Genomic DNA, 26,709 nt, shown 5'->3' with positions numbered 1-26,709 from the left:
AGTCGACACATAATAAACTGACATGCGATAGGCCTCTCCGGACTTCTTTTCGTAAGCATCTGTGTCTGCAGCATTGATCCAATCGTCCAATTCAATATTCTGCGATGCTATTCTTGCTGCTCATATTATCGTGCCGGATCATGTCGGCGGCTTTCTCGCCGATCATGATGCAGGTTGCATTGGTGTTGCCGTTGACGACTGATGGCATGATCGAGGCATCGGCCACGCGGATATTTGCGAGGCCGTGAACGCGCAGGCGGTTGTCGACCACCGCCATCTCGTCGGTGCCCATCTTGCATGTTCCCACCGGATGATAAGCATGATTGGCTTCTGCCCGGATATAGGCGTCGATCTCTTCATCAGTTTCAAGGTAGCGGTCAGGATAGAGAGGCCGTTTCATCATCGCCTTCATGCGATCCGAATGCAGGATCTCCTGCACGACACGGAAGGCATTGCGCAACGTCTTGAGGTCGTCGGGATGACTCAAGAGATTGAGGTCCATCTTGGGATCGGATTCGGGGTTTGAGTCATGTAAGGCAACCCAGCCGCGGCTCTTTGGGCGCCCAATATTGAGAATGATCGTATAGCCCCATTTCGTCATCAGCTTGTAGTCGCGCGCATGGTCGCGATAGGCGAGCGGCACGACATGGACCTGGCAGTCCGCCCGGTTCTGCCCCGGCGCGGATCGCAAGAAACCGCCTGCAGCCGTGGGCGGCGATGCCAGCCAGCTTTTCCTTTGCGTGAGATACTGGAATAGGTCTCGCACGGTCTTGAGCGCGCCAACGACATTGAGTGCGATCCCGAGCCGCTTCTTCGACTGGTAGATCAGCATCAGGTCAGGATGGTCGTGAAGATTCTGGCCGACACCGGGAATATCATGAATCACTTCGATTCCATGCTTCTCCAACTCATCACGCGGTCCGATACCGGAAAGCATCAACAGTTGGGGCGAATTATAGGCGCCGCCGCTGACAATGACTTCCTTTTCGCACGGGATCGTCTTCAACTGCCCGTCCTGGGAATACTCGACTGCCACCGCGCGGTTGCCCTCAAACCTGATACGATGGACGCGGGCATGTACTTCGACGCGGAGGTTGCCGCGCCTGCCCATCACCGGATCAAGGTAACACGCCTTCACGCTGGCGCGCTTCCCGTCCTTCACGGTAAACTGATAGATGCCGACACCTTCCTGGCTGGCACCATTGAAGTCCGGATTGGCTTGATGGTCCAGTCCAGTCGCCGCCTCGATGAAAGCATCATAGACATCGAATTCGCGCTTGCCGTTGGATACGTGAAGCGGTCCCGACGAGCCGTGAAACTCATCCTCACCGCGCTCATTATTCTCAGCCTTGCGGAAATAGGACAGGACATCGTTGTAACCCCAGCCGTCGTTGCCGAGTTCGGCCCAGTGGTCGAAATCCGACCGGTCGCCGCGGATATAGACCATCCCGTTCATACCGCTCGATCCACCCAGCATCTTCCCGCGCGGATTGTAGAGGCGGCGGTCGTTGAGCGCCTTTGAAGGGTCGGTGTTGAACCGCCAGTTGAGCGTATTGATCCGATAGTCTTGGATCAGCGCCGCAAAAGCGCCGGGCGTGGACACAAGCGGCGAGGTGCCTGGGCCGCCTGCCTCGAGCAGGCAAACGGTGACATCGGGGTCCTCGGACAACCGGCTGGCGATAACGCCGCCCGACGACCCACCTCCAATAATTACATAGTCAGCCATTTGCTTCCCTTGTCATTCGACCCATGCTGGCGACCCGGCGTCATGCAACATGCCAGCATCAACCGCCGCAGCCACGTCAGAGGATCTTTTCGAAGATGTTGAGTAGTCCTTCGGTCTTGCTCGAATAGGGTGGCAGAAGTTGACCAAGCAGGCTGAGTTTCGGCTGAGAGAACACCGGCTTGTAATGAGTGAAGCGCTCGAAACTGGCGACGCCGGTATAGGCACCGATGCCGCTCTGTCCGATGCCACCGAAAGGCAGCCGGCGCTGGAAGACGTGCATGACCGTGCCGTTGAGAGTCACGCCGCCAGCGTGCGTTTCGGAAATGATCTTGCGCCGTTCCTCACTTTCGTCGCCAAAATAATAGAGCGCCAGCGGGCGCTCATGCCGGTTTACGTAGCGAATGAGCTCGTCTTCGGAGCGATATGGCATGATCGGCAGGATCGGTCCGAAAATCTCCTCCTGCATCATCGCCATGTCATCGGTAACGTCGAGAACCGCCAACGGCACGATCCGATGCCGTTCAGGAAGCGTTCCATCGCCGTTGTCCGAGAGGTTGAGCACCGTCGCGCCCTTGGCTTCGGCATCATCGAGCAAACCTTGGAGCCGCGCGAACTGTCGGTCATTGATGATACTGGTGAAATCGGGGTTGCTTGCCGCGTTGGGGTAGCATTTGGCAACCTGAGCGCGGAGTGCGGCGACGAAGCTTTCCATCTGATCGACATGGACGAAGGCATAGTCAGCGGCGATGCAGGTCTGGCCGGCGTTGAGCAGCTTGCCGAACACTAAGCTTTCACAGACTTGTGCAAGCGATGCACCCTTGCCCACGATGGCAGGGCATTTGCCGCCAAGTTCCAGAGTAACAGGTGTAAGGTTGGCAGCCGCCGCTTCATAGACTTTGCGGCCAACCGCGGGTGAACCGGTGAAGAGAATATGGTCGAAAGGTAGGGCCGTCATCGCCTGTGCCATGTCGGGCCCGCCCTGGACAATCGCGAATTCCTCTTCGGCGAAATACCGGCGCACAAGCCGCTCGCTGGCTTCGGCGGCGTTGGCGGAAACTTCGCTCGGCTTTGCGATCACGCGGTTGCCGGCCGCCAATGCACCGGCCGCGCCAACGAATATGGTGCCGAGCGGATAGTTCCACGTGCCGAGAACGCCCACCACACCTAGGGGCTGGGGGACCAGGCGCGATGAACCGGGAAGGCCGAAGATGTCAGTCTTCACCCGCCGCGGCCTCAGCCACGTCTTCAGATTGCGGCGCGCAAATTTAATTTCCGATATGCCAAGCATCAGGTCGAGCAGGATAGTCTCGTAGCGGGATCGAATGCCGAAATCGGCGGCAACGGCATCGACCAATTCGTCTCTGTGCTGCTCAAATATCCGGCCAAGGCGCCCGAGCAGGTCCATGCGTTCTTCGTAGCTGCGCGAAACCTGCTCACGCGTCCCTTCGCGTTGGGTCGCGAAAATTCGTTCCAGCTCAGTTCTGTTCCGAGACGCATCCACGTTAAATCGTCCGGAGGCGCGCTGGCCGCTCGGCGCTGCTCGCCTGGGCGGTGCTTTCAGCTGCGCCGATCTCAGTGATCACAGCGCGCTCGATTCTGTACGCCGTGCCGATGAATGAGGGACCGTTGCCGGTGGAACGCATCATGGATGCTCCTCGGTCTGAAAGTCAGGTCGAAAAAATCGGGGGCAGCGGGCGGGAGAGGATGCCCGCCGCCCCCGTCGCAGCAGCGATCAGAACTTGACTGTCGCTTCGACGCCATAAGTGCGCGGCATGCCGCGGTTCAGATAATCGTAGCCGAACACGTTGATGTTGAGGCCGTAGGTGTAGTAATATTTGTCGAACAGATTCTTCGCCCACAAGCTAACCGACATATTGTCGTGCGCATAGGTTAATCGCGCATTGGCGAGCCAGTAGCCCGGATTTGCGCATGTAATCGCCTTACCCGCGAGCGTTATGTTCGATCCCGCTGGGGGTGTATCGCACGGTGTCTGCCCATAATTCTTGAACGGATCAAAATAGTACTTGCCCATGTAGGACGCATCACCGCGCAAGGTCAGCTTGTTGGTGCCGTCATCGATCATATCCCAGTCGAATCCGGCCTGGAACGTAACCTCCGGCGCGTTCGGGAAGGGATTGCCGTTGACGTTCAATGTCGGGCTGGCCGGGTTTGCCGGATCGATCACATTGCCTTTGTACTTGCTGTTGAGATAGCCCAGCGAAGCATCGAAACGCAACGTATCGGCCACCTGCCAGGCGAGTTCGGCCTCGCCACCGAACAGGCGACCATTGGCGCTGCGCGTGAAGGTTGTAGCGCCGACCACCTGCGTTACTTGGTGATTCGAATACTCGTAGTAGAAGCCCGCGAGGTTAAGTTGGACGCGGCGATCGAACAGCCGGGTTTTGAGCCCCGCCTCATATGCATTCACCTTTTCAGGCTGGATATAATAGACTTGATTGACGCCCTGATAGGCAAGCCCGTTGAAGCTGCCGCTGCGGTAACCGCGACTGTACTGGAGATAGCCCATGATATCATCGGCGAACTCATAGCTGACATTGATACGGCCGGTTAGCCTGTTTGCCTTTTCGCGCTGCTCAAGCGGCGCGAGATTGGGGTTGTATGGATTGCTGTAGGGGATCAGGTTGACAACCGGCGTCGTACCGTCGAGCGCATAGAGGAAAGTGCTGCCGTTAAGGTAATTGACCTTATCCTGGGTGTAGCGTGCACCCACCGCCACGGTCAGCCGCTCGGTCGCTTTCCAGGTTACGTCGCCGTAGATCGCCTTCGAGGGGCGCGACACGTCAAAACGCTGTTCGCCGAGGATCGGGGTGAACGGAGGCGCGCCTGCCCCGGCGCAGCCCGCCGAAAAGCTACCCCCCATGCCGCCATTGCCCGTATTATTGATCGCGATGTCGGTCTGGAGTGCAATCAGCGAGCGTGCATCAAGGAAGCCGTTGGGATTGATCTCGATCGCGTCGCAGAATCCGGCATCGCCAGGCCCCAACGCCGGATTGGCGGCAAAGGCTGGGATATAGCGGATCGCGTCGGGCGTTCCGATTGCGGCGTTATTGTAGCTGCCCGGAAGACCGGCGCCAAGCAGCAGCGGCCTCAGCGCCCCGAAAAAGTCCGGGTAGTTGACCGTCTTGACCTTGTCCCTGCCATAATAAAGGCCGGCAATGATATCGAGGCGGTCGTTCGAATAGCTGAAACGCAGGTCCTGGTTGAAATTCTTGCTCGTCGACGTGAGGCCGATCGAGCAGAGATCGGCTGGGCCGCCATCGCAATCATCAGGATTGTTGATATAGTCGCCGGTGTCGTAGCCGGTAATCGAGGTGACGGAGAATTGGTCGCTGACATCCCATTTGATGTTGAGGGCTATCCCTTTCGACTTGCTGATGTTCTTACCTACCCGATCAACTGCGACCTCATTGTCACGCAGCAACCGCCCGCCTAGGAAAGGTTGCGGATCGTAACGCGAATAGCCGAGCGCATCCTGCCCGCCCGCGAGTTGACCACCTGCATAGGGCGCGGTGCCCCATGGATCGTCCTTCGCGGCATAGAGCTTCAAATTGATGTCGAGATCGGGATCGGGCCGGAAGCGGATCGAGATGCGACCGCCGATCGTATCGGTGGTCCCTAGGTCGCGCTCATTCCCAGGCAGTACATTGCGCTGCCAACCATCCCCTTTTGCAAAAGTACCGGCGACGCGGACGCCCAAGATGTCGGGAACCAGCGTCGCTTCAGCGGCGCCCTGCACCGTGAAAGTGTCGTAATTGGCATAGCCGGCGGTCAGATAGCCATTGGCCTCTCCCAGATCCGGCTTGCGCGTGAAGAAGCTGATCGCGCCACCCGTGGTGTTGCGACCGTAGAGTGTTCCTTGCGGTCCGCGCAGTACCTCGACCCGGTCGATGTCATAGAGTTGCAGGCCATGGCTCGCCCGGAAGCTCTGATAGACTTCATCGACATAGACGCCAACCGGCGACGCAGTGGAGGCGGAAAATTCGTTCGCCACTGAAATCCCGCGCAGCGAGAAATTCGGTTGGGTGCGACCATAGGGAGTGGTGACTTGCAGGCTGGGGATCGCGCCCATCAAGTCTGAGGTCTCCGTGATGCCGCGCGTGCGCAGCGTCTCGCCGCCTATGGCGGAAACGGCGGCTGGAACATCCTGCAAATTCTGTTCGCGCTTCTGCGCCGTGACGACGATTGTCTCAAGGCCACCTTCCTGCGCCTCGGGCTTTTCGCCCTGCGATGCAGCGTCCTGGGCATGTGCCGGCACTGCAAGCGCACACGCGATCGATAGCGCGGTGGCACAAAGCAAATTTGTCCTAAAGGCTGTGACCATGACTGTCCTCCCCACGGCATTTTTTGATTTGGCGCCATTTGCCGCGCCTTGGGGCTCATCGTCCAATTCAATTTGTTGGCGAACTATTCCTCCCACTCATTGATTAAGGACTGATGAGCCTGCACCGCTGACGCTTCGTGGCGACGCAAATAACCCCATATATTTCATTGAATTAGTCACGCTGAGCGCGTCCATCGGGACGGATGCGCGCGTTCTGCTCGCCCCAATCGAGCCCTTCCAGACGATGTATCGGCGTAATTGGCGGTCCCGGCGGTTTCCCTTGTCGAGTTGCAAGGGGAATCAGCTATGATGAGATGTAGTGAGATACGGTTTCTTGGAGTTCATTCTACTATTCGCGGATGCATCTAAGTAGCTGATATTTCTAACAACTATGGCAGAAAACCGCGCCTCTAAATCGGCGGTTCTGACTTTTGAGGCTCATCGCGAAGCCGCCCGAAGGGGGCGTTGCCAATACGGCTGTCTCTGGTCGCTTGGTGGCAGGTGCTGGATGGGAGCGGAACAGCGCATGAATTGTGAGAACTCGATAGGATTCTTCTCGACATTCGACACTGCGGTTGCCGCGTCGATCACGTCGGCCCAGTCTTGGAGCATCCGCCTTCGCGGTGTGAGATAGAGCGCACTGTTGTAAGCGCCGCGCACCTCATCCTCGTCCTCGTGAGCGAGCGCCATCTCGATCCAATCCGGCTTGTAGCGTTCGGCTTCGTTCGCCCAGGTCGAGCCGAGCCCCCTAAACCCATGTACCGTCTGCCGATGGAGATACCCCATCCGATAACAGGCATAGATCATGGTGTTCTCGGAAATAGACTTTCCAGGCTTGGCTCCGGGAAAGAGGAACGCATCGTTCGTCGCCTGCAAGCGGCGCTGAACGATCATTGCGGCCTGGCGGGACAGCGGAACAAGATGCTCACGTTCCATCTTCATGCGCTCCGGCGACAGACGCCATAGCGGGTTCGGTCCATAGAGATCCTCGAACTCGTCCCTGGCCGCGAAGCGGGTTTCGCTGGTTCGGACCCATGTGAGCAAGGTGAACAGCAGCGCGTCACGGGTGATCTCGCGGCGGCGCGGCGTGTCCTCGCCGTCATAGGCGAAGATCGCTCGCACCAGCTTCGGAAACTCCGCGAGCGGCACGCGCGCCATGTGCCTGACGGGCGGCTTGGGCTTGAGCGCATCGTTGAGGCCGAGCGTCGGATCGATGGTCGCCCAGCCGCTCGCGATCGCGAAGCGATAGATCTGGCTGACGTTCTGCTTGAGGCGACGGGCGATATCGAGGGCGCCGCGCGCTTCGACCGCGCGGATCATCTCGAGAATCTCGGGCGGGTCGATTTCCGTGATCGGACGCTTCCCGATGACCGGAAAGACGTCGCGCTCCATCCGGTTGATGACGCGCAGGGCATGGGCCGAGTCCAGCCCTTCAATACGATTGGCGTGCCAGGCCCGCGCAATCTCTTCGAACAGCTTGAGCGCGGCCCTCTGCTTCTTCGCCCGCTTCCTGGCCTCGGCGGGGTCCTCACCCTGATCGAGCAGCCGCTTGGCTTCGGTCCGCTTCTCGCGGGCGATCGCCAGCGTGACGGTCGGATATTTGCCGAAGCTCAGCAGTTTTTCCTTGCCGTCGAAGCGGTATTTCAGGCGCCAGAGCTTCGATCCGTTCGGCTGGACGAGCAGGTGCAGGCCTTCTCCATCGGACAGCTTGTAGGGGCGCTGCCGCTTGGTGGCGTATTTGACCTCAAGTTCTTTCAAAGCCATCTGGGGGTATCGCCTGTTTTGGGGACAGCCGAAAAATACCCCCAAAATACCCCCAATCCAAATCGCCGTGGGTGGCCGCAGCCGGTCGCACCGGGACGCCGGCGTACGCAACGGGACGCGAAAAATATTTGATTTTCCTCGAAAAATGTCTGCCAGTGGCCTCAGTGGGTCACTGGTGGACAATCCGGGTTGGTAGCGGAGGAGGGACTCGAACCCCCGACACGCGGATTATGATTCCGCTGCTCTAACCTGCTGAGCTACTCCGCCCCGAAAGGCCGCCCTGTGGGCGAGCAGCGCCTATAGGCATGGTGCTGGCGCCGGTCAACATCATCTGCGTCGCCCGCGCAATTTGAATGCGAAGGCCGGTTCCCACGGCCCGCCGCGATAGTGCCAGGCTGCCAGGCCGGTGATCTGCAGCGGCCGCGGATGGAAATCCTGCCCAAGTTCGGCGACGAGCATCCGCGCGGTGTCGGACGCCACCTTGTTCTGGACGGTGATGTGGAGTCGCGGCGTTCCCTGGTCCTGCGCGCTCAGAAGACCGTGAAAATGATCGGCAATGTGGGCACGCGCCGCCAGCAACTCGCGGCTGACGACACGGAAGGCCGTGCCGCGGCCCAGCGAATAAACTTCGCTCACTTCGGCCAGCGGCGCGGGCGTGTCGGCGGCTATCGTCCGCACCAAATATTCGAGTTCCTCGAGCGCGGACGGCGGCAACTGGTGAAAAAGGGTGATGTGCGCCGCGATGTGGTTGCGCAGCGGCGGGTAATGCGCCGCACGAAGCGCGTCGAAATGGCGCTGGTCTGTCGCGCCCATCGTCGCGGTAAGGACGATGGGCGCGGCACCGGCGGCCCGGGAGGGAGGGGGGAAGGCCCGGGTCACCAAGGTCGAGACGGGATGGACGAAGCAGTAAAGGGAGGCTTGCCGTCGTCCATGGGACGCCCTGTCTCGTTGCCCTGCGCATTGGCCGAAGCCGGCAATGCGATCCAATCGATTAATTGGGTCACTATGATTGGTCTTTCCGATGACTTAGCGAAAACCGACGTTTAGAGTTCGCTCCAGAAGCGATGCAGCGCCGCCGCGACCTCGACGGGTCGCTCGGCGATCGCCCAATGCCCTGCTCGCTTGATCACCGTCAGCGGAGTCGCGGTGCGCTTGGCGAAGCGCTGGGCGACCGACAATTCGACATAAGGATCGCCCTCGCCCCAGACGAGCGCGCCGTTCGCGGGCAGCTTGCCGATGTCGCGCGCCCAGTCATGTTCGAAGCTGAGCCCCTTGGCCGAGCGGTAGAGTTTCAGGATCGCGCGACGCTTGTCCTTGTTCGCCCATTGCGCCGCCTCTTCTTCGGCTATCCCGGCCGGCATCCCCTGCTCGGCCAGCCCCTTTGCGAGCGCCGCGGGCTTGCTCAGCGCCATGAAGATTTCGCCGAGAATCGGCGTATTCCAGATGCGCGCGATGCGATGGCCGCGATAATCGGGATCGATCACCGCGTTCGACACCGCCCAGCTGCGGAACAGGTCGGGCCGTAGCATCGCCGCGCGCTGTGCGATCAGCGCGCCCCAGTCGTGCCCGACGATGTCGACCGGGCCGTGGGCCGCGACCAGCGCCTCGGCCTCTTCCACCGCCCAGTCGGCATAGGCTTCCTTGGTCGCGGAAAAGCCCGCCGGAAGCGGCCCGGTAAATCCCGGCAGCGCGGGGACCGCCACCGGCGTATCGCCGAGGTCGAGCGCGGCAAGCAGCGGCCGCCAGATCGCCGGACTGTCGGGAACGCCGTGAAGGAAAAGTTTGGCGGTGGTCATGATGCGGCCCCTTCGCCGAAACGGATGATCCAGCTTCGGTCGGTCGGCTCGATCCGCCCTTCGCGATATCCGCCGGCGAGCAGCGCCGTGCGCGCGTCAGCCCTGACGAGCGTCATATAGTTCCATGGGCCGCCGAGATCATGGTCGACGCGCGTCGAGGTTCCGCTGGCGACGTCGAAAATCTCCGGTGCGGTGTCGCCCGCCGCGACGAGCTGGTGCGTGGCGCGCGGCGTCGAAAGCTGCGGTCCGTCCTCGATCCGGATATCGCTAGCGGCTTGCCCGGCCGCGCTGTCGCCGTTCGCCATGCAGGCGGTCATCGCCAGCAGGATCAGCCCATGGCCCGCAAGGTTTCGCATCACCGCTTTTCCCCTTCCCGACCGTCGACCGCGCCGGTCTATTCCATTTCCCCGCGATCGCGCCGCAGCTGATACCATTTCTGCACATTTGCATTGTGCTCGCTCAGCGTGCGGGCAAAGGCGTGGCCACCATCGCCCTTCGCGACGAAATAGAGATAATCATTCGCCTCGGGATCGAGCACCGCGGCGATCGATGCCTTGCCGGGGTTCGCGATCGGCCCCTTCGGCAGGCCGGCCATGCTGTAGGTATTATAGTCGTTCACGGCGACAATCTCGGACCGCAGGATGCGGCGGCCGAGGGGTTTGCCCTGGGTGATCGGATAGATGATCGTCGGATCGGCCTGCAGCCGCATGCCGACCGCAAGGCGGTTGGTATAGACCCCCGCGACGGTGCGGCGCTCGGCGGCGACGCCGGTTTCCTTCTCGACGATCGAGGCGAGCGTGATCGCTTCGTTGCGGTCCTTCGCGGCGCTGCGCGGCGAGCGCTTTGCCCATAGCTCGTCGAACGCCTTGTTCATCGCGGCCTGCATCCGCTTCACGACCGCGGCGCGCGTCTCGCCGGTCGTGAAGGCATAGCTGTCGGGCAAAATGCTGCCCTCTGCCGGCACCGGAATGTCGCCCTTGAGCCGCGGTTCGGCCATCAACCGCTCCCACACCATGATCGAGGGCATGCCCTCGGGGATCATGACGAGGCGCTGGATCGTCTTGCCCGACTGGAGCAGGCCGAGGATATCGCCCGCGCCCATCCCCTTCTTGATTTCATATTCGCCGGGCTTGATCGGATCGTCGCCGCCAAAGAAGCGCGCGTGGTTGCGGAAGCTGTCCGCCGAGGAAACCGCGCCCGCCTTTTCGAGAATCTCGCCCGCCTTGGCGATGCTCGCGCCCGGCGGGATGACGACGACCGTATCGCGCGGCGCCCCGCCCGAACAGGCGGTGAGAAGAAGGGCAAGAAAGGACGCGAGGATGATACGAGCCAAAATATTTGACCTCAGTTCATTCGTCACCCTGAACTTGTTTCAGGGTCCATGGCCTGCCGTCTCCTTTGGCGCCGCGTCGAATTCCAAAACAGACCATGGATGCTGAAACAAGTTCAGCATGACGAAGGGTTTTAGTCGACCGCTTTGACGATCAGGCTGGCGTTGGTGCCGCCGAAGCCGAAGCTGTTGTTCAGCGCGGCCTTGACCTTGCGCTTCTTTGCCACCTTCGGGACGAGATCGGCGCCTTCGGTTCCCTCGTCGGGATTGTCGAGGTTGAGCGTCGGGGGGACGACCTGGTCGCGTATCGCAAGGATGCAGAAGATCGTCTCGACCGCACCCGCGCCGCCGAGCAGGTGGCCGATCGCCGACTTGGTCGAACTCATCGACACATTCGCCATCGCGTCGCCGAACAGGCGCTTTACTGCGCCGAGTTCGATCGTGTCGGCCATCGTCGAGGTGCCGTGCGCGTTGATATAGTCGATGTCGGCGGGGGTCATGCCCGCTTTCTTGAGCGCCGCGCTCATCGAACGGAAGGCGCCGTCCATTTCGGGGTCGGGCGCGGTGACGTGATAGGCGTCGCCGGACAGGCCATAGCCCACGACTTCGGCATAGATCTTGGCGCCGCGCGCCTTTGCATGCTCATATTCCTCGAGCACGACGACGCCGGCGCCCTCGCCCATCACGAAGCCGTCGCGGTCCTTGTCATAGGGGCGGCTCGCCTGCTCGGGGCGGTCGTTGTAGCTCATGTTGAGCGCGCGCGCCTGCGCGAAGCCGGCGATGCCGATCGGGCAGATCGTCGCCTCGGCGCCGCCGGCGAGCATGATGTCGGCATCGTCGTCGCGGATCATCCGCGCCGCGTCGCCGATCGAGTGCGCGCCGGTCGAACAGGCGGTGACGACGGCATGGTTCGGACCCTTGAGTCCGTATTTGATGCTGACCTGGCCCGAAATAAGGTTGATTAGGCGGCCGTGGACGAAGTGCGGCGAAACGCGGCCCGGGCCCTTTTCGGCGAGCAGCAGGCTTTCGCTCTCGATACCCGGCAGGCCGCCGATGCCCGAGCCGATCGATACGCCGGCGCGCACCTTCTGCTCCTCCGAAAGGTCGGTCAGACCCGCATCCTCGAGCGCCTGTCCGGCGGCATCGATGCCGAAGATGATGAAAGGGTCGACCTGGCGCTGGACCTTGTGATCGACGCGCTTGGCGGGGTCGAAGCCATATTCGTGGGTCGGACCCTTCACCTCGCACGCGATCGTGCATTTCTGGTCCGACGCGTCGAAGTGGGTGATCGGACCCGCGCCCGATTTGCCCGCGATCAGATTGGCCCAGGTGGTTTCCACATCGCCGCCCAGCGGCGTCACCAAACCCAAACCCGTCACCACAACCCGGCGCATAAAGATTCCTTTCGTCGGCCCCCGTCCCCACAGGGGCCCGCGTCACTTCCAGAGACGCATATCCATAAAAAAAGCTTCCCGGCCACTGCGCACGAGCGCTCGGGACCGGGAAGCCGGAAACGCGTGGGCGGCGTCGCCGCCGCGTCCGGCTGCGCCGGACAGGGCCCGATTAGCCCTTGTTCGCTTCGATATAGTCGATCGCATCCTTGACGGTGGCGATCTTTTCCGCCGCGTCGTCAGGGATTTCGACGCCGAATTCTTCTTCGAACGCCATCACCAGTTCGACGATGTCGAGGCTGTCGGCGCCCAGATCGTCGATGAAGCTGGCTTCTTCCGTGACCTTGTCGGCTTCGACGCCCAGATGTTCGACGACGATCTTCTTAACCTTTTCGGCCGAATCGCTCATGCACAGTTCCTTTTTTCTGACTATGGCGTGAATGTTGAAATTTGCCCTAGTGCCCAGCGCGGGGGCTGGCAAGAGGGCTGGCATGGGTCGGGTACGGAGCGTCCCGACGATCGCTGGTTTTCGGCGGCAATCTGCGCCGGACGCTCCCCTTCCTGGCCTCTCCTGCAGTTGCCGCCGACATAGGAAATGCCCGGCGCGCCTTCAAGGGAAACGTCGACGGACCGGGATTCAGGACGCCGGACTGGACGGCACGACACCGGACTCGCGGAGTGCCGCCGACGCACGAACGATCACCGCCGGAGTGATCAGGAACTGCCGCAACACCGTTTCCGGCGCGGCGTTCGCCGGCTGCTTCGTATATTTCAGCAATGCTTGCCAAGTCGCGCGCGCTTCGGGCAGATGCCCCTGTCGCGCCAGGACGATCGCGCGGACCATCATGAATTGCGGTTCCATCTTGCTGGGCGTCGGCACCCGGTCGAGAATGACCTGTGCCGCCTGTTGATCCCCCCGCTTGCGACCGCACGAAGGCCAGCGTCACCGCGGGCACGCCAGGGTAGGAGGCGTCGAGATCGAGCGACCGCTGCAACAGCGCGGCGCCCTCTTCCGCCTGCGCGCAGGCAAGCTTGAATAACCCGAGAAATCCGGCGATGTCGGCATCATAGGGGTTGAGCCGCATCGCGCCGTCGCCGAGCGCGAGCCCGGCGGGGCAATTGCCCGCATAGAAATTCGCGCGCGACATCGCGAAAAGTCCCGCCGAGGATCCCGGACCATTTTCATAGGCGCGCTGGGCCAGCGCCCTCGCCTCGGCAAAGGCGGCGGCGCCCTTGGGCGTGTTGCGGCGCGGTTGCCAGTCACCGAAGCGGACGAGCGACAGGGCGGACAACGCGACCGGATCGTTCGGTGTGCGGTCAAGCGTGGCGCGCAGGCACGCATCGATCTGCTTCGCGGCGGTGGCGCTGCGCATCTGGCGCACCCGGTTGAATTGCGCGAGGCATGGAAAGCCCGGCGCGAAATCGTTCGGATGGCGCTGGACCTGATCACGGACGATCACGCCATAGTCCCCGGCAATTTGGGCGATGGCGGTATCGACTGGCGCGAACTCGGGCATCTGCGCCTTCTCGAGATGAAACTGTTGCGACCAGATCGTCCGCTGATCGGCGACCCGGTTCAGCACCAACGTGACGTCGGCGGGCCCATCGAGGTCGCGGACAAGCAGGACGTCGAGGCGATAGTCCGGTTGCGGCGCGGCGGCCGATGCTCCATTCGCTTCCGCGCTTCGCAGGTCGACCAGCTCGAACCGCCGGAAACCGTCGCGCAGCCGCCCGTCGAGCGCGCGTGCGAGTGCGCGCGACACCGGCGTTTCGCCCGCCTGCGGCACCCCGACCTCCAGCAACGGCGTGGGAACCGGGGTCGCGCCACCCATCCGCCCCCAATTGGCGTAGGTCCACCATCCGGCGGCGGCGGCCAGCAGCACGAAAAGCAGCGCAGCCACCCGGCGCGCATAGCCGGATCGCGCCGAGATCCCGGCGTCGCGCTTGTGGTGCGATGACGCCACACCCGCGACGCCCGTATCGGTGTTCGGCGCGAGTTCCGCCGCCATGTCACCCTCGGCGTCCGCGGCCGATCGCGCGGGGGGCGCCGAACGATGCTGGACGACGATTTCGTAACTCCCCTGCGGAACGCGCAGACGGTGGATCCAGGGCGTTTCGGCATAATAGCGGTCGAGGAGCGTCCGGAGCCGGCCGACCATGACGCGGGGATAGCTGTCGACCGCAGGATCGAAATCGGCGCTGCGCCCCAACGCCTCGGTTGCGATCGCATAGGCCTTGGGGGCGCTGCGCCCGCCGCGCAGGCGATGCTCGACAAGGAATTGCAATAGACGCGACAGAACCGGCGAACGGGTGAACAGGGCCGACTCGCGCAGCTGTTCGAACTCGGCGGCAATGATCCGGTCGGTTTCATCACCATCGGGAAGCTCATCAGCGATTATATGGTCCATGCAACCTCGAATGCCCCCTCGCGAGGCGTGCGCGTTAGATACGCCAAACGGCCGGGACAGCTAGCCGATTTTACTACCATGTAACGGTAACAGCAGGCCGCAGCCTTATATCAAAATCATTGCGAGGTGCCAAATGACGCTGAAAAGCGGCATTTGTGGTTAATAATTTCTTGCCGTTTCGCGACATGCCGCGTCGTGACCCCTTGTAACTGCCATATCGCCGAGGGACGTGAGATCGTTCAACGGTCGCGACGTGCCCTGTGCCGTCGTGGTCTGGGCTGGGCTTATGCCCGGTTGGGACAATTGGGGTCCCAAGATCGAAGGGCGCGAGCTGGTCCCTGGCGCTTTTCGGCATATCGCGTGGCCCCATAACAGTGACTCCGCCGGACGGACATGCAGCCCCACCTGCATCCCGTCCGGCGAGTCCGAAGCCGGATACATCGACCCCAGCTTTCCAAATTTCGCTGCTCAGGCCGGCCCGATCCGAAAGGCGCACAGCTTGTTGCCGTCGGGGTCACGGAAATAGGCGGCATAGAAAGCCTGCTCGCCGTCGTCACCGCGAACGCCCGGCGGTCCTTCGCAGCTGCCGCCGAGTTCGAGCGCCTTGGCATGAAGCGCATCGACCTTCGCGCGCTCGTCGACGACGATCGCCGCCATATGGCCGTTGCCGCGATCGGCGGGCTGGCCGTCATAGGGCCGCGTCACCGCAATGCCGGGCTGGCCCCAACCGGTGCCATAAAGGGTAAAGCCGTTCGCCTCGGTATCCGACATGCGCATCAACTCGCTCGCGCCGATCGTCCCGAGCAGCCCGGCATAAAATTCGCGGGCGCGCGGCAAATCGTCGGTGCCCATGGTCACATAGCCGATCATGTTTCTCTCTCCCTTCAAACAGAAAGGGCGCCGGCTCGCACCGACGCCCCGCTCGTAACCCTGTTGCCGTTTGGCTCAGCTCTTGGTCGCGGCTGCGCCGTCCTTGCAGGGGCCGGTATGGGTGCTCGTCATCTGCAGCACCATCTCCATCTCGCCCTGACCGGTCGGCATCTTGCCCTTGGTCGTGATCGTCACGTCGGTCTTCTTCGCTTCCATCGTGCCGGCCATGGCCATATCGACCGTCTGGCCGTTGGCGGTGCAGGTGCCCGCAACGTCGATCTTGCCGCCGCTGACATCCTTCTTCGACCATTTGCACTCGCCGCCATTGCCCGGCCCCTTGGCGAGCTCGGCGGCGATATCTTCCTTGTCGACCTGCTCCTGCGTGAAGCACTGGTCCATGCCGCTGGCGCCTTCCATCATCTTCGCCATGCCGTCCTTCATTTCGGGCGGCATGCCCGGAACTTCGAACTTCACCAGCTTGACGTCGGTCTTCCAGTTTCCGGCCTCGCGCTTGACGGTGCCGCCGGCATTTTCGGTCTTGCTGCAGCCAGCCGTCGCCAATGCAACGCCAAGAGCGGCGAACGTGAGTAGCTTTTTCATATCCATCCCCTGTGACTCATTGCGATTGTGCGCCCACCCCATCGATACCATATTGGCAGCGATGGCAATCCAGATTCGTACATCGCTCGATGAAATCGACACCAGCGAGGCCTATGTCCCGCACCGCCCCGCCCGCCCCGACAAGGTCGAGGGCGGCAAGCGTTTTGAACTGGTTAGCGACTATGAGCCCGCCGGCGACCAGCCGACCGCGATCCGCGAACTGGTCGACACCGCGCTCGCGGGCGAGCGTGACCAGGTGCTGCTCGGCGTCACCGGGTCGGGCAAGACCTTCACCATGGCAAAGGTCATCGACGAGTTGCAGCGCCCGGCGCTTATCCTCGCCCCGAACAAGATCCTTGCGGCGCAGCTCTATGGCGAATTCAAGAGCTTCTTCCCGAACAATGCGGTCGAATATTTCGTCAGCTACTACGACTATTACCAGCCCGAGGCCTATGTGCCGCGGTCGGACACCTACATCGAGAAGGAAAGCTCGGTAAACGAGGCGATCGACCGGATGCGCCATTCGGCAACGCGCGCGCTGCTCGAGCGCGACGATGTGATCATCGTCGCCTCGGTTTCGTGCCTTTACGGCATCGGGTCGGTCGAGACTTACTCGGCGATGATCTTCGACCTCAAAAAGGGCCAGGTCGTCGACAATCGCGAGATCATCCGCAAGCTCGTCGCGCTGCAATACAAGCGCAACGACCAGGCCTTCGCGCGCGGCAATTTCCGCGTCCGCGGCGACAGTCTCGAAATCTTCCCTTCGCACTATGAGGATATGGCGTGGCGCGTCAGCTTCTTCGGCGACGAGATCGAGGAGATCGTCGAATTCGACCCGCTGACGGGCAAGAAGATCGCCAGCCTCAACTATGTCCGCGTCTATGCGAACAGCCATTATGTCACGCCCGGCCCGACGCTCAAACAGGCGACCGAGGCGATCCGGCACGAACTGGCGGAGCGCCTCAAGGAACTCGAAGCCGAGGGCCGCCTGCTCGAAGCGCAGCGGCTCGAACAGCGAACGAATTTCGACCTCGAGATGATCGCCGCGACGGGCAGCTGCGCGGGGATCGAGAACTACAGCCGCTTCCTCACCGGCCGCCTCCCCGGCGAGCCGCCGCCGACCCTGTTCGAATATCTGCCCGACAACGCCCTGCTCTTCGTCGACGAAAGCCACCAGACGATCCCGCAGATCGGCGCGATGTCGAAGGGCGACCATCGGCGCAAGATCACGCTCGCCGAATATGGCTTCCGCCTGCCGAGCTGCATCGACAACCGGCCGCTGCGCTTCGCCGAATGGGATCTGATGCGTCCGCAGACGGTCAGCGTCTCGGCGACCCCCGGGACGTGGGAGATGGATCGCACGCAGGGTGTCTTCGCCGAACAGGTGATCCGCCCCACCGGCCTCATCGACCCGCCGGTCGAGATCAAACCGGTCGAGGAACAGGTCGACGACCTGATCGCCGAGGCGAAGAAGACCGCCGCGGCGGGATACCGCACGCTCGTCACGACACTGACGAAGCGCATGGCCGAGGATCTGACCGAATTCCTGCACGAAGCAGGCCTGAAGGTCCGCTACATGCACTCGGACGTCGAGACGCTCGAACGCATCGAGATCATCCGCGACCTCCGCCTCGGCGTGTTCGACGTGCTCGTCGGCATCAACCTGCTGCGCGAAGGGCTCGACATTCCCGAATGCGGGCTCGTCGCGATCCTCGATGCCGACAAGGAAGGTTTTCTGCGCAGCGAAACCTCGCTGGTGCAGACGATCGGGCGCGCCGCGCGCAACGTCGACGGCCGCGTCATCCTCTACGCCGACCGCATCACCGGCAGCATGGAACGCGCGATGCGCGAAACCGACCGGCGCCGCGAAAAGCAGAAGGCGTATAACGCCGAACACGGCATCACCCCGACGACGATCAAGCGCAGCATCGGCGACATCATCGCGCATGTCGCGTCGAAGGACGGCGTCGTCATCGACATCGGCGAGGACAAGCCCGCGCACATGGTCGGGCACAATTTGCGCGCCTATATCGCCGAGCTCGAAAAGAAGATGCGCGATGCGGCGGCAGATCTGGAGTTCGAGGAGGCCGGGCGCCTCCGCGACGAGATCCGCAAGCTCGAGGCCGACGAACTCGGCTTGCCGCCCGACGAACAGGTGGCCCCGCGCGTGGGGCGGAGCAACGAAGGCAAGCCGGGCACGCGCAAAGGGCGGTTCGGGAAGTCGAGCAAGACCAAGTGGGGACGGTAACGCAAGGCAAGGGAGCCTATCGCCGCGCCGGGTAATCCGGCTTGCTGTCGACGTTTGATGATGTCAGTGTCGGCGCAAGGGGAAAAGCATGCCCTTTCGTTCGGCCTGGATATATGTGCTGGCGCTGCTCGCGCTGACGTTTGTCGCCTTCTGGCCCGGATATTTCACGAAGCTGCAGACACATAGCATGGCGCACCATGCTCATGCCGCCAGCTCTGTCCTTTGGATCGTCCTTGCGATCGTGCAGAGCTGGACGGCCCACCACCATCGACTCGCGCTGCACCGCGCGACCGGGCGCGCGATCTTTCTGCTTTTCCCATTCTTCCTGGTCGGGGGAATGTGGGTCATCCATGTCGAGGCGGCGACCTTGGCCGGCGATTTCACCAGTATCGAAGGCAAGCAGATCGCGCAGTTCGGTTTTTTCGATCCGCTCGCCAATCTCGCATTCGCCCTTCTCTTCTGGTTGGGTCTGAGGCACCGCTATCAGGTCCAACTGCACGCTCGCTATATGCTCGCGACGCTGCTGTTCGTGATTTCTCCGGTCGGATTCCGATTGCTTGCCATGCTCATCCCGTTTTTCCGGCCGGATGAGAATTTTTCCTATGCGATGGCAGGCGGAAATCTGATCGCGCTGGCGATCACGCTTTACCTGTTTCGTCGGGCGTCGTCGCATGGCAGGCCATTTCTGATCGCGGCGGGATTCATTGCCGCGCAGGCAATCAGCTTTGATACGCTCGGACGAATTCCAGGCTGGGCGCCGATGTTCGCCGCCGTCTCCCGCGTCAATCTGCCCTTCCTGCTGTTCCTGTCGGCTATCCTTGGCGTCGCGATCGCTTGGCACGGATGGATTGCCGGTGCACGCCCGGGAACTCCCAAAGCAGCGCTGGCAGCCTGACGATCGCATCGCCCGCTCACCGTCCGGCGCCCTTCGACCAAGGCCCCGCCGCGACCGACCAGCGACCTTGCCGCCCTTCCCCGCCCCGCTTAGGGTTCGCGCCTCAACGGGGAGAAAATCATGAAAACAGGTCTGTCGCTGATCGCGCTGGCGCTTGCCGTCGCTGCTCCTGCTGTCGTTCATGCCCAAGAGAGCGTCGAGAAGGCCAAGCCCGAGAAGCCCGCCGACGTCGAGCCACAGGTCCGCACCACAAAGCTCTCCGGCACCTTCGGCGGGCAGCGGATCAACTATGCGGCGACGATCGGCGAGACGATCATCAAGAACAAGGACGGCGTGCCCGAGGTTTCGGTCGTCACCACGGCCTATATCAAGGAACCGCGCGACCCCGGCCGCCCGGTTACGTTCCTGTTCAACGGCGGCCCCGGCTCGGGCACGGTCTGGTTGATGATGGGCGCCTTCGGGCCAAAGCGCGTTGCGATCCCCGGCGATGCGCGCGACGACGGCGCCCCGCCCTATCCGATCGTCGACAATCCCGACGCGCTGCTCGACGTCACCGACATCGTCTTCATCGACCCGCCGGGCACGGGCTTTTCGCACCTGATCGGAAAAGCCGATCCCAAGGATTATTACGGCGTCACGCAGGATGCCAAGCTGGTCGCCGAGGTGATCCGGCGCTGGATGAACGACAATGGCCGCTGGAACAGCCCCAAATATCTCGGCGGCGAAAGCTATGGCACCACGCGCTCGGCGGCGGTCGCGAACCAGTTGATGAACGAGACGTACAACGACGTCGCGCTCAACGGCATCATCCTGATCTCGACCGTGCTCGACTTCGCGGCGGGATCGGATACGCCGGGCAACGAACTGAGCTATATCACCAACCTGCCCTCGATGGCCGCCACCGCGATGTTCCACGGCAAGGCGAGCGGCTCGTCGGTCGAGGCCTTTACCGAGGAAGCGCGGCAGTGGGCGATCGGTCCCTATGCCTCGGCGCTACTCAAGGGGCAGAAGCTGCAAGGCGAGGAACGCGCCGCGATCCGCCGCGACCTCGCGCGCTTTACCGGCCTCTCCGAAACCTATCTCGAAAGCGCCGACCTCCGCGTCACCCCCGGCCGCTTCTACAAGGAATTGCTCCGCGACCGCGGCCTGACGGTCGGCCGCCTCGACAGCCGCTATACCGGCAAGGATTACGACAATGCCGGCGAACAGCCCGACAACGACCCCAGCTTCTATGGCATCGACGCGAGCTACACCGCGGCGATCAACAGCTGGAGCCGCGATGTTCTGGGTTTCAAGACTACCCTCGAATATCAATCCATCAGCGGCATCGGCGGGCAATGGGACTGGCGGATCGGCGGGCGCGACACCAACGCCTATCTCAACGTCACGCCCTATATCGGGCAGGCGCTGCGCGAGAATTCGGGGCTGCGCGTGTTCGTCGGACAGGGCTATTATGATTTCGCGACGCCCTTTTTCGCCGCCGAATATGCGCTGTCGCGCACCGGCATCCCGCAGGACCGGATAGAGTATAAATATTATGGCGCGGGCCACATGATGTACATCCGCGACGAGGATCGCCATAAATTGTCGCAGGATATCCGTGCCTTCATTCGGGCGCGTTGACCGGCCGGTTCCGAGCGGTTGCGGACATTGTGATCCCCGGCGGAAGCCGGGGCCCAGAGCGGCAAAACACCAGGCTTGTGTGAGAATTCCTTGGGCCCCGGCTTTCGCCGGGGATCACAGAGCGAACGTCCGCTTCCTACCCCAAAGCGGACGCGGTCACCGCAGTACGCCCGCCGCCGCTTGCTTCCGTGCATAGACGAACAGCGCGATGAGGATCACCCAGATGATCGCCGTGAAGATCATCGGGAACGTTCCGAACAGGCGCATCAGGTCGCCATAATGCAGGCCGAACTGGTAGATGCAGCTGATCGCGAGCCCGACGAGCGAGACGGCGAACGCCGACACCGCATGGCGGCTCCGCGCAAGAAGCAGCAGCGACCCGAGTACCGATCCCCAGACGCCCAGCGCCCAGCCGATGTTCGCCCACAGCGGGAAGCCGGCGAACCACGCCTGCTGTTCGGGCGTGAAGGCCGCGAGATATTCGGGGTTCTGCATTTTGGTCATCGTATAGTCGAACGCGCCGACCGCGTTCCACAACAGCGATACGACCCCGACAATCCACAGATGAACGGGTGTCTTGCGTACTTCGGTCATGATTATCTCCCCCTCCAGAAAGATCAGGCGACATTATCAGATTTGGCGGCGCTCATCAACGATGTGATATAGTCGCGTAATACAGCGATGTTGCGATCGAAATAGCCGATGTCGCGATAGGTGCGCGCCTGCATCACCGCGCCCTCCATCACCGTCAGCACAAATTCGCCGAGTGCCTGGCGGTCAGCGCCGGGCGGCAGGCGGTCGGCGGCGGCCTCAAAGCAGCCTGCAATCGCGGCCGACCAGTTGGTAAAGTTCGCCGCCATCAGATCGCGGACCACCGGATCGGGCTCGTGGATTTCGAGCGCGAGGCTGCCGATCGGACAGCCGTAGGTGCAGTCGGTGACGATCAGATGGGTGCGATAGCCCGCGAGCAGGGCAAAGATGCGCTCGATCGGATCGTCAACGCCCTCCCAGTTCGGCGCGAGCAGCATCTCGTCGATCCCGTCGCGATAGAGTTCGAGCACGCCGACCAGCACGTCCTGCTTGCCCGGGAAGAAATGGTAGAGGCTGCCCGAATGGACCTGGCTGCGCGAGAGGATGTCGGAGACCGAGGTCGAGAGATAGCCCTTTTCCCAGAACAGCTCCATCGCGGTCATCAGGATGCGGTTGCGGGTGTCGGCGGCGTTCATGCGATCTACCCGGCGCGATCATAGGCGGCGCGGAGCCAGCCCGCCACATCGTCGCCCGCCTCTTCATCGGCGGCGATCCGCACGCGATGCGAGACCATCGCATTCCAGCTTCCTGCGAGTTCGAGCTTGCCCGCCGGCTCTTCGCCCTTCAGCGCCAGCCCGATGTCGAACCGGTCCTTGGTCGAGGGCATCAGCAGCGCGAACTGCTTCTTGCGGCGAAGGCTGACATAGCCTTTCTTCGGCGCCAGTTCGACGTCGCCGCCGAAACCCTGCACCAGCGCCACCAGCCGGTCGTAAAGCGGCCGCCAATGCGCCTTCGCCCCGTCGAACGCCGCCGCGACGAGCGCATCGTCGTCCTGCGACGCGGCCGACGAGGCATTCGCCGCATGGACGATCATATTGGCATAGCCATGGCCGAGACCATGTTCGGATTTCAGGTGGTTCACCAGCGCCATATGGCCCGGAATGCCCGTACCGCGCGCGACTGCGACCCATTCGTCCAGCCCCTTGCCCGTCTTGGCGCGCAGGCTTTCGCCCATCTTCTCGAATTCGTCGGCCATATGCCCTCCTTCGCAAGATGGCTTGATTGAACATTCAACCAAGCGATTTGTCAAGAGGCTTGGCAAGCGGGCGCCAAGCCCCGATATGCGCCGCATGTGCGTCGTCGCCCTCGCCTATCAAGCCCACCCCGACTGGCCTCTGATCCTCATCGGCAATCGCGACGAATTTCACGCGCGACCGGCCGCGCCGCTCGGCCATTGGCCGGACGGCAGCGGGATCGTCGCGGGACGCGACCTGCAGGCCGGCGGAACATGGCTGGGGGTCCACCAGCCGAGCGGGCGCGTGGTGGTGGTGACGAACGTGCGCGGCGCGATGCCCGACCCCGCGAAGGAGTCGCGCGGCGCGCTCGTCACCGACATGCTGCGCGGCGACGGCCGCTTCGCCGAACCGGCGGAGGCCGACCTTGACCGCTTCAACGCGTTCAACCTGTTTGCCGTCGACGGCGCCCCGCGGCTGCTCACCAACCGGCCGACGCCGCTGATCGCGGCGCTGGCGCCCGGCGTCCATGCGCTCGCCAACGAACCGGTCGATGCCCCCTGTCTGCGCGCTGACCGGCTGCGCACCGCGCTGTCGGCGGTGGTCGAGGCGCAAGCCGAGCCCGAAGGCCTGCTCGACACGCTGACAGCAGAAGGCGAGCCCGCGCTTTTCCTGCACGGCGAAGTCTATGGCACCCGCGCCTCGACGCTCGTCGCGATCTCCGCGGCGGGTGACGTGCATATGGTGGAGCGCCGATACGAAGCGGGCGGCCGTCCCGGTGGAACGACCGCCCTGAATTTCCGTATCGGCTGAGCCGCGACGCCTTATTTCGGCGCGATCACCATGACCATCTGGCGGCCTTCGGTGCGCGGATGCGCCTCGACCTTCGCGATCTCGGCGGTCATTTCGGCGACGCGCTGAAGCACGTTGAGGCCGAGCTGCGTGTGGCTCATCTCGCGGCCGCGGAAACGCATGGTCATCTTGACCTTGTCGCCTTCCTCAAGGAAGTCGAAGACCTTCTTCATCTTCACATCGAAATCATGATCGTCGATGTTCGGACGCATCTTGATCTCTTTGATCTCCTGCGTCTTCTGGCTCTTGCGCGCCAGATTGGCCTTTTTCTGGGCTTCGTACTTATACTTGCCCACATCGAGGAACTTGCACACCGGCGGATCGGCGTTGGGAGACACTTCAACCAAGTCCAGACCGACCGAGGCAGCTTGCTCGATCGCTTCGGCCGTCAGCATTACGCCCAGATTCTCCCCTTCCTCGTCGATCACGCGGACCTTCGGAGAGGAAATGAATTCATTGTATCGCGGGCCGTTTTTGGGCGGCACGGGCGCCATCGAGCGGCGGGTCATGGGCGGTGGTATAGCTGTATCTCCTGGTCATTTACGATAGGCGCGCGGAATCGACGCGATCGCGGCGCGCCATGCCCATATAGTGAACGCGAGCGCGCCGTAAAGGCCGCCCGCGTCACAAACATGACGCTTTTCGCCACGCTGTGGCGGTTATGCCACTACCATTTCGTCGGCGCGGGGTCGATCACGCGGAAGCCTCCGGCCCCGACCTCGCTGACCTCGAGCGCGCGCATTGCGATCCCGCGGTTGTTGAAGCGGAAAATGCCGTCGATGCCCCCGAACCCCTCCTCGGCGAGCAACCTTGCGGCGGGAAAGGTCGTGCCCGGCTTCCAGTCGCGCGCGATGCGGACGGTCAGCAGCACCGAGTCATAGCCGAGGCTGGCGAGCCGGTACGGCGCCTTGCCGTAGCGTGTGCGATATTTCGCGGCGAGCTGACCGTAAAGGCCATCCGAAACGCTGGCGAACCACGACCCGCGCATTGCCGGATTACTTCCGAGCGCCGCGTCGGTGTTCCACAGCTCGGTGCCGAGGATCTGTTTGTTCCCCGTGCTCTTGACTACCGGCACGGCGCGGATCGCGTTGCCGCCGCTGTCTGCGACGAGCACCGCGTCCATCGCGCCGGCATTGGCAAGCCGCCGCGCCGCGCCCGTCAGCGCGGTCGCGCTGCGGTCATAGGTTTCGACCGCGACCAGCGTACCCCCCGCGGCCGACACCGCCGAGCGGAAGGCCGCGGCCGAGCGGTCGCCATAGACCGTCTTGGGCACGAGCGCGCCGAACCGCTGCTGCCCCTTGCTGCGCGCATAGGCGACGACGCGCTCGACCGACTGGCCGGGGACGAAGCCCATGATGAAGACGCCGTTGCCCGCGACGCTGCTGTCGTTCGAGAAGCTCAGCACCGGCACCTTCGCCTCGCGTGCGATCGGCGCGACGGCGGCGACATCCTCGCTGAGCAGCGGGCCGAGGATCAGCTTGTTGCCGTCGGCAACCGCCTGCCGCGCCGCGGCGGCGGCACCAAGCGCGGTGTCATAGGTCGTGATGCGAACCCGCTCGGTCTTCGAATCGAGCAGCGCCATCGTCGTCGCGTTCGCAATCGCCATACCGACATCGGCGTTGGGCCCGGTCTGGGGAACCAGCAGCGCGACGCGGTGGCGGTCGGTATCAGTCGGAAGCCCGGGGCCGACGCCATCGGCGGGCTTTTCGGGCGGCGGCGCGGTGGCCGGGCCTGTCGCCTTCGGCACCATCTGGCACGCGGCGAGCAGACCGCCGAGCGTCAGCGTCGCGATCCCGCGCAGCATTTTGCGCCGTGACGATGCATAAACCTGGCGCGAGCCCCCGTGGCAATCTTGGGCAGTTTCTGCCATTTTCGGCGTCATGCCGGATTCGACCATCTCAAAATCTCCCTTGCCCGGTCTCTATATCGTCGCGACGCCCATCGGCAACCTCGGCGACATCAGTGCGCGGGCAGCCGCCACGCTCGCCTCGGCCAACGTCATCGCTGCCGAGGACACGCGCGTGACCGCGAAGCTGCTCTCGCACCTCGGTTTGCGCGTTCCGATGACCCCCTATCACGACCATAGCGACGAACGCACCCGCGCTGCGCTGGTTGCGCGCATGGAGCGCGAAGTTGTCGTTTTGGTGTCAGACGCGGGAACCCCGTTGATTTCGGATCCAGGGTACAAGCTGGTGCGCGACGCGCGCGCAGCCGGACGACACGTCACCACCCTGCCCGGCCCCTGCGCCGCGATCGCCGCGATCACGCTCTCGGGATTGCCGAGCGACCGCTTCCTGTTTGCCGGCTTCCTGCCGAACAAGGCCAAGGCGCGCGCCGACACGATCGCCGAGTTCGCGGGGCTCCGCGCGACGCTCGTCTTCTATGAAAGCGGCCCGCGCCTCGCCGCCGCGCTGACGGCACTGGCCGACGGCCTCGGCAATCGCGAGGCCGCCGTCGCGCGCGAGATCAGCAAGCTTTACGAAGAATGCGCGACCGGCACGCTCGCCGACCTCGCCGCGCGCTACGCCGACGCGCCGCCGAAGGGCGAGATCGTGATCGTCGTGGGCCCGCGCGGCGAGGAAAGCGGCGAGGAAGCCGATGCGGCGACCATCGATGCCGCGCTGCGCGCCGCGATGGCGGACCGGCCGGTCGCGCAGGCCGCCAAGGCCGTCGCGAAGCAATATGGGCTCGACCGGCACGAGGTTTATGCCCGCGCGCTGGCATTGAAAGAGCGGGCTTGAACCGCGCCGCCGCCGAAGCGCGGGGCCGCAGGGCCGAACGGCGCGCGGCATGGTGGCTGCGCCTGCACGGCTGGCGCATTCTCGGGCAGCGGCTCCGCGTTGCCGCGGGCGAGGTCGACCTCGTCGCGCGGCGCGGCAAAACGCTCGCCTTCATCGAGGTGAAGTGGCGCGAGCGCCCCGAAGACCTCGACCTTGCGATCGACCAGTGGCGCTTGCGACGCGTCGCATCGGCGGCGGAAATGCTCATCCCCCGATTCGCGCGTCCGTCGGATGACATCCGCATCGACGTGATGCTCCTTGCGCCGAAGCGATTGCCTCGCCATCTGGTCCACGTCTGGCAGCCGTGACGGCGCCCAAGGA

25 protein-coding genes and 1 tRNA gene are annotated in these 26,709 nt (G+C 63.1%); 6 read left to right on the top strand and 20 right to left on the bottom strand.

The features are described 5' to 3' along the window. Positions 1 to 91 precede the first annotated feature (91 nt). From QOL79_RS06285 to QOL79_RS06215, 15 genes are all read right to left on the bottom strand, one after another. The gene (locus tag QOL79_RS06285) at positions 92 to 1,726 is read right to left on the bottom strand and encodes a GMC family oxidoreductase (RefSeq protein ID WP_282950428.1); all 1,635 of its coding nucleotides are present in this window, start codon (positions 1,724 to 1,726) and stop codon (positions 92 to 94) included. 76 nt (positions 1,727 to 1,802) lie between these two features. After that, positions 1,803 to 3,227: an aldehyde dehydrogenase family protein gene (locus QOL79_RS06280; RefSeq protein ID WP_157228455.1), complete on the bottom strand. Its 1,425-nt coding sequence runs from the start codon at positions 3,225 to 3,227 to the stop codon at positions 1,803 to 1,805. Position 3,228: 1 nt separating this feature from the next. Next, positions 3,229 to 3,372, bottom strand: coding sequence for a hypothetical protein (locus tag QOL79_RS06275; RefSeq protein WP_168196078.1), 144 nt, complete (start codon positions 3,370 to 3,372; stop codon positions 3,229 to 3,231). 86 nt (positions 3,373 to 3,458) lie between these two features. Then, positions 3,459 to 6,134 carry a TonB-dependent receptor gene (locus tag QOL79_RS06270; protein ID WP_208597935.1) on the bottom strand — a complete coding sequence of 892 codons (2,676 nt, stop codon included), beginning with the start codon at positions 6,132 to 6,134 and terminating at the stop codon, positions 3,459 to 3,461. Between the two features lie 372 nt (positions 6,135 to 6,506). Next, a complete protein-coding gene (locus QOL79_RS06265) occupies positions 6,507 to 7,832 on the bottom strand; it encodes a tyrosine-type recombinase/integrase (protein WP_081095415.1) in 1,326 nt (441 codons plus the stop codon). Between the two features lie 190 nt (positions 7,833 to 8,022). Next, positions 8,023 to 8,099 (bottom strand) — tRNA-Met (locus QOL79_RS06260). Between the two features lie 60 nt (positions 8,100 to 8,159). Next, positions 8,160 to 8,645 carry a 2'-5' RNA ligase family protein gene (locus QOL79_RS06255; protein ID WP_283419006.1) on the bottom strand — a complete coding sequence of 162 codons (486 nt, stop codon included), beginning with the start codon at positions 8,643 to 8,645 and terminating at the stop codon, positions 8,160 to 8,162. Positions 8,646 to 8,875: 230 nt separating this feature from the next. Next, complete coding sequence (locus tag QOL79_RS06250) at positions 8,876 to 9,628, bottom strand: alpha/beta fold hydrolase (protein ID WP_283419005.1); 753 nt, start codon at positions 9,626 to 9,628, stop codon at positions 8,876 to 8,878. Continuing rightward, positions 9,625 to 9,987, bottom strand: a complete 363-nt coding sequence (locus QOL79_RS06245; RefSeq protein WP_283419004.1) for a hypothetical protein — start codon at positions 9,985 to 9,987, stop codon at positions 9,625 to 9,627. The genes QOL79_RS06250 and QOL79_RS06245 overlap by 4 nt, the downstream gene beginning before the upstream one ends. A 35-nt stretch (positions 9,988 to 10,022) precedes the next feature. Next, a complete protein-coding gene (gene mltG, locus QOL79_RS06240; RefSeq protein WP_502957475.1) occupies positions 10,023 to 10,964 on the bottom strand; it encodes an endolytic transglycosylase MltG in 942 nt (313 codons plus the stop codon). A 128-nt stretch (positions 10,965 to 11,092) separates the two neighbouring features. Continuing rightward, the gene (gene fabF, locus QOL79_RS06235; RefSeq protein WP_283419002.1) at positions 11,093 to 12,352 is read right to left on the bottom strand and encodes a beta-ketoacyl-ACP synthase II; all 1,260 of its coding nucleotides are present in this window, start codon (positions 12,350 to 12,352) and stop codon (positions 11,093 to 11,095) included. Between the two features lie 169 nt (positions 12,353 to 12,521). Continuing rightward, positions 12,522 to 12,758: an acyl carrier protein gene (locus QOL79_RS06230; protein WP_003039428.1), complete on the bottom strand. Its 237-nt coding sequence runs from the start codon at positions 12,756 to 12,758 to the stop codon at positions 12,522 to 12,524. A 46-nt stretch (positions 12,759 to 12,804) separates the two neighbouring features. Continuing rightward, entirely contained in the window at positions 12,805 to 14,757 is a 1,953-nt protein-coding gene (locus QOL79_RS06225; RefSeq protein WP_283419001.1) for a tetratricopeptide repeat protein, read from the bottom strand. 468 nt (positions 14,758 to 15,225) lie between these two features. Further along, positions 15,226 to 15,627 carry a VOC family protein gene (locus tag QOL79_RS06220; protein ID WP_282949717.1) on the bottom strand — a complete coding sequence of 134 codons (402 nt, stop codon included), beginning with the start codon at positions 15,625 to 15,627 and terminating at the stop codon, positions 15,226 to 15,228. Positions 15,628 to 15,702: 75 nt separating this feature from the next. Beyond that, positions 15,703 to 16,227, bottom strand: coding sequence for a DUF3617 domain-containing protein (locus tag QOL79_RS06215; protein WP_058454914.1), 525 nt, complete (start codon positions 16,225 to 16,227; stop codon positions 15,703 to 15,705). A gap of 61 nt (positions 16,228 to 16,288) precedes the next feature. Between QOL79_RS06215 and uvrB the strand changes: the two genes are divergently transcribed. The 3 genes from uvrB (at position 16,289) to QOL79_RS06200 (ending at position 20,993) form a co-directional block, all read left to right on the top strand. Next, positions 16,289 to 18,475 (top strand): excinuclease ABC subunit UvrB, encoded by a 2,187-nt coding sequence (gene uvrB, locus QOL79_RS06210; protein WP_283419000.1) that lies wholly within the window; start codon positions 16,289 to 16,291, stop codon positions 18,473 to 18,475. Between the two features lie 88 nt (positions 18,476 to 18,563). After that, entirely contained in the window at positions 18,564 to 19,370 is an 807-nt protein-coding gene (locus tag QOL79_RS06205; protein WP_283418999.1) for a hypothetical protein, read from the top strand. Between the two features lie 120 nt (positions 19,371 to 19,490). Next, positions 19,491 to 20,993 carry a S10 family peptidase gene (locus QOL79_RS06200; protein ID WP_283418998.1) on the top strand — a complete coding sequence of 501 codons (1,503 nt, stop codon included), beginning with the start codon at positions 19,491 to 19,493 and terminating at the stop codon, positions 20,991 to 20,993. Between the two features lie 156 nt (positions 20,994 to 21,149). Here QOL79_RS06200 and QOL79_RS06195 read toward each other — a convergent pair whose 3' ends face one another. From QOL79_RS06195 to QOL79_RS06185, 3 genes are read right to left on the bottom strand one after another with little or no spacing between them, the layout of a single operon-like run. Continuing rightward, the gene (locus QOL79_RS06195) at positions 21,150 to 21,587 is read right to left on the bottom strand and encodes a hypothetical protein (protein WP_283418997.1); all 438 of its coding nucleotides are present in this window, start codon (positions 21,585 to 21,587) and stop codon (positions 21,150 to 21,152) included. A 23-nt stretch (positions 21,588 to 21,610) separates the two neighbouring features. Then, positions 21,611 to 22,219 carry a TetR/AcrR family transcriptional regulator gene (locus QOL79_RS06190; protein ID WP_283418996.1) on the bottom strand — a complete coding sequence of 203 codons (609 nt, stop codon included), beginning with the start codon at positions 22,217 to 22,219 and terminating at the stop codon, positions 21,611 to 21,613. Positions 22,220 to 22,224: 5 nt separating this feature from the next. Then, positions 22,225 to 22,779 carry a DUF4287 domain-containing protein gene (locus QOL79_RS06185; protein WP_283418995.1) on the bottom strand — a complete coding sequence of 185 codons (555 nt, stop codon included), beginning with the start codon at positions 22,777 to 22,779 and terminating at the stop codon, positions 22,225 to 22,227. A gap of 94 nt (positions 22,780 to 22,873) precedes the next feature. Here QOL79_RS06185 and QOL79_RS06180 point away from each other — a divergent pair, with 94 nt between their 5' ends. Continuing rightward, entirely contained in the window at positions 22,874 to 23,569 is a 696-nt protein-coding gene (locus QOL79_RS06180) for an NRDE family protein (RefSeq protein ID WP_283418994.1), read from the top strand. Between the two features lie 11 nt (positions 23,570 to 23,580). Here QOL79_RS06180 and infC read toward each other — a convergent pair whose 3' ends face one another. Both infC and QOL79_RS06170 read right to left on the bottom strand, forming a co-directional pair. Continuing rightward, positions 23,581 to 24,117 carry a translation initiation factor IF-3 gene (gene infC, locus QOL79_RS06175; protein ID WP_058454920.1) on the bottom strand — a complete coding sequence of 179 codons (537 nt, stop codon included), beginning with the start codon at positions 24,115 to 24,117 and terminating at the stop codon, positions 23,581 to 23,583. Between the two features lie 158 nt (positions 24,118 to 24,275). After that, positions 24,276 to 25,412 (bottom strand): penicillin-binding protein activator, encoded by a 1,137-nt coding sequence (locus QOL79_RS06170; protein WP_283418993.1) that lies wholly within the window; start codon positions 25,410 to 25,412, stop codon positions 24,276 to 24,278. A 76-nt stretch (positions 25,413 to 25,488) separates the two neighbouring features. On the opposite strand from QOL79_RS06170, the gene rsmI reads away from it, so the two are divergent. Both rsmI and QOL79_RS06160 read left to right on the top strand, forming a co-directional pair. Further along, positions 25,489 to 26,349: a 16S rRNA (cytidine(1402)-2'-O)-methyltransferase gene (rsmI, locus tag QOL79_RS06165; RefSeq protein WP_283418992.1), complete on the top strand. Its 861-nt coding sequence runs from the start codon at positions 25,489 to 25,491 to the stop codon at positions 26,347 to 26,349. Then, positions 26,346 to 26,696 carry a YraN family protein gene (locus QOL79_RS06160; protein WP_283418991.1) on the top strand — a complete coding sequence of 117 codons (351 nt, stop codon included), beginning with the start codon at positions 26,346 to 26,348 and terminating at the stop codon, positions 26,694 to 26,696. Before rsmI ends, QOL79_RS06160 begins: the two co-directional genes overlap by 4 nt. Positions 26,697 to 26,709: the final 13 nt, after the last annotated feature.

The sequence above is a fragment of the Sphingopyxis sp. Geo48 genome (assembly GCF_949769155.1).
Taxonomy (GTDB): Bacteria; Pseudomonadota; Alphaproteobacteria; order Sphingomonadales; family Sphingomonadaceae; genus Sphingopyxis.
Note: the sequence above shows the minus strand (reverse complement) of the source record. Positions and strands in the feature narration are given on the sequence as shown.

What these genes read in the sequence shown, in the direction of transcription:
- QOL79_RS06285 (WP_282950428.1), bottom strand. Translation starts at nt 1,726, where the DNA reads ATGGCTGACTATGTAATTATTGGAGGTGGGTCGTCGGGCGGCGTTATC.
- QOL79_RS06275 (WP_168196078.1), bottom strand. Translation starts at nt 3,372, where the DNA reads ATGATGCGTTCCACCGGCAACGGTCCCTCATTCATCGGCACGGCGTAC.
- QOL79_RS06265 (WP_081095415.1), bottom strand. Translation starts at nt 7,832, where the DNA reads ATGGCTTTGAAAGAACTTGAGGTCAAATACGCCACCAAGCGGCAGCGC.
- QOL79_RS06255 (WP_283419006.1), bottom strand. Translation starts at nt 8,645, where the DNA reads ATGGGCGCGACAGACCAGCGCCATTTCGACGCGCTTCGTGCGGCGCAT.
- QOL79_RS06250 (WP_283419005.1), bottom strand. Translation starts at nt 9,628, where the DNA reads ATGACCACCGCCAAACTTTTCCTTCACGGCGTTCCCGACAGTCCGGCG.
- fabF (WP_283419002.1), bottom strand. Translation starts at nt 12,352, where the DNA reads ATGCGCCGGGTTGTGGTGACGGGTTTGGGTTTGGTGACGCCGCTGGGC.
- QOL79_RS06230 (WP_003039428.1), bottom strand. Translation starts at nt 12,758, where the DNA reads ATGAGCGATTCGGCCGAAAAGGTTAAGAAGATCGTCGTCGAACATCTG.
- QOL79_RS06225 (WP_283419001.1), bottom strand. Translation starts at nt 14,757, where the DNA reads ATGGACCATATAATCGCTGATGAGCTTCCCGATGGTGATGAAACCGAC.
- QOL79_RS06220 (WP_282949717.1), bottom strand. Translation starts at nt 15,627, where the DNA reads ATGATCGGCTATGTGACCATGGGCACCGACGATTTGCCGCGCGCCCGC.
- QOL79_RS06215 (WP_058454914.1), bottom strand. Translation starts at nt 16,227, where the DNA reads ATGAAAAAGCTACTCACGTTCGCCGCTCTTGGCGTTGCATTGGCGACG.
- uvrB (WP_283419000.1), top strand. Translation starts at nt 16,289, where the DNA reads ATGGCAATCCAGATTCGTACATCGCTCGATGAAATCGACACCAGCGAG.
- QOL79_RS06205 (WP_283418999.1), top strand. Translation starts at nt 18,564, where the DNA reads ATGCCCTTTCGTTCGGCCTGGATATATGTGCTGGCGCTGCTCGCGCTG.
- QOL79_RS06200 (WP_283418998.1), top strand. Translation starts at nt 19,491, where the DNA reads ATGAAAACAGGTCTGTCGCTGATCGCGCTGGCGCTTGCCGTCGCTGCT.
- QOL79_RS06195 (WP_283418997.1), bottom strand. Translation starts at nt 21,587, where the DNA reads ATGACCGAAGTACGCAAGACACCCGTTCATCTGTGGATTGTCGGGGTC.
- QOL79_RS06190 (WP_283418996.1), bottom strand. Translation starts at nt 22,219, where the DNA reads ATGAACGCCGCCGACACCCGCAACCGCATCCTGATGACCGCGATGGAG.
- QOL79_RS06185 (WP_283418995.1), bottom strand. Translation starts at nt 22,779, where the DNA reads ATGGCCGACGAATTCGAGAAGATGGGCGAAAGCCTGCGCGCCAAGACG.
- QOL79_RS06180 (WP_283418994.1), top strand. Translation starts at nt 22,874, where the DNA reads ATGTGCGTCGTCGCCCTCGCCTATCAAGCCCACCCCGACTGGCCTCTG.
- infC (WP_058454920.1), bottom strand. Translation starts at nt 24,117, where the DNA reads ATGACCCGCCGCTCGATGGCGCCCGTGCCGCCCAAAAACGGCCCGCGA.
- QOL79_RS06170 (WP_283418993.1), bottom strand. Translation starts at nt 25,412, where the DNA reads ATGCTGCGCGGGATCGCGACGCTGACGCTCGGCGGTCTGCTCGCCGCG.
- rsmI (WP_283418992.1), top strand. Translation starts at nt 25,489, where the DNA reads ATGCCGGATTCGACCATCTCAAAATCTCCCTTGCCCGGTCTCTATATC.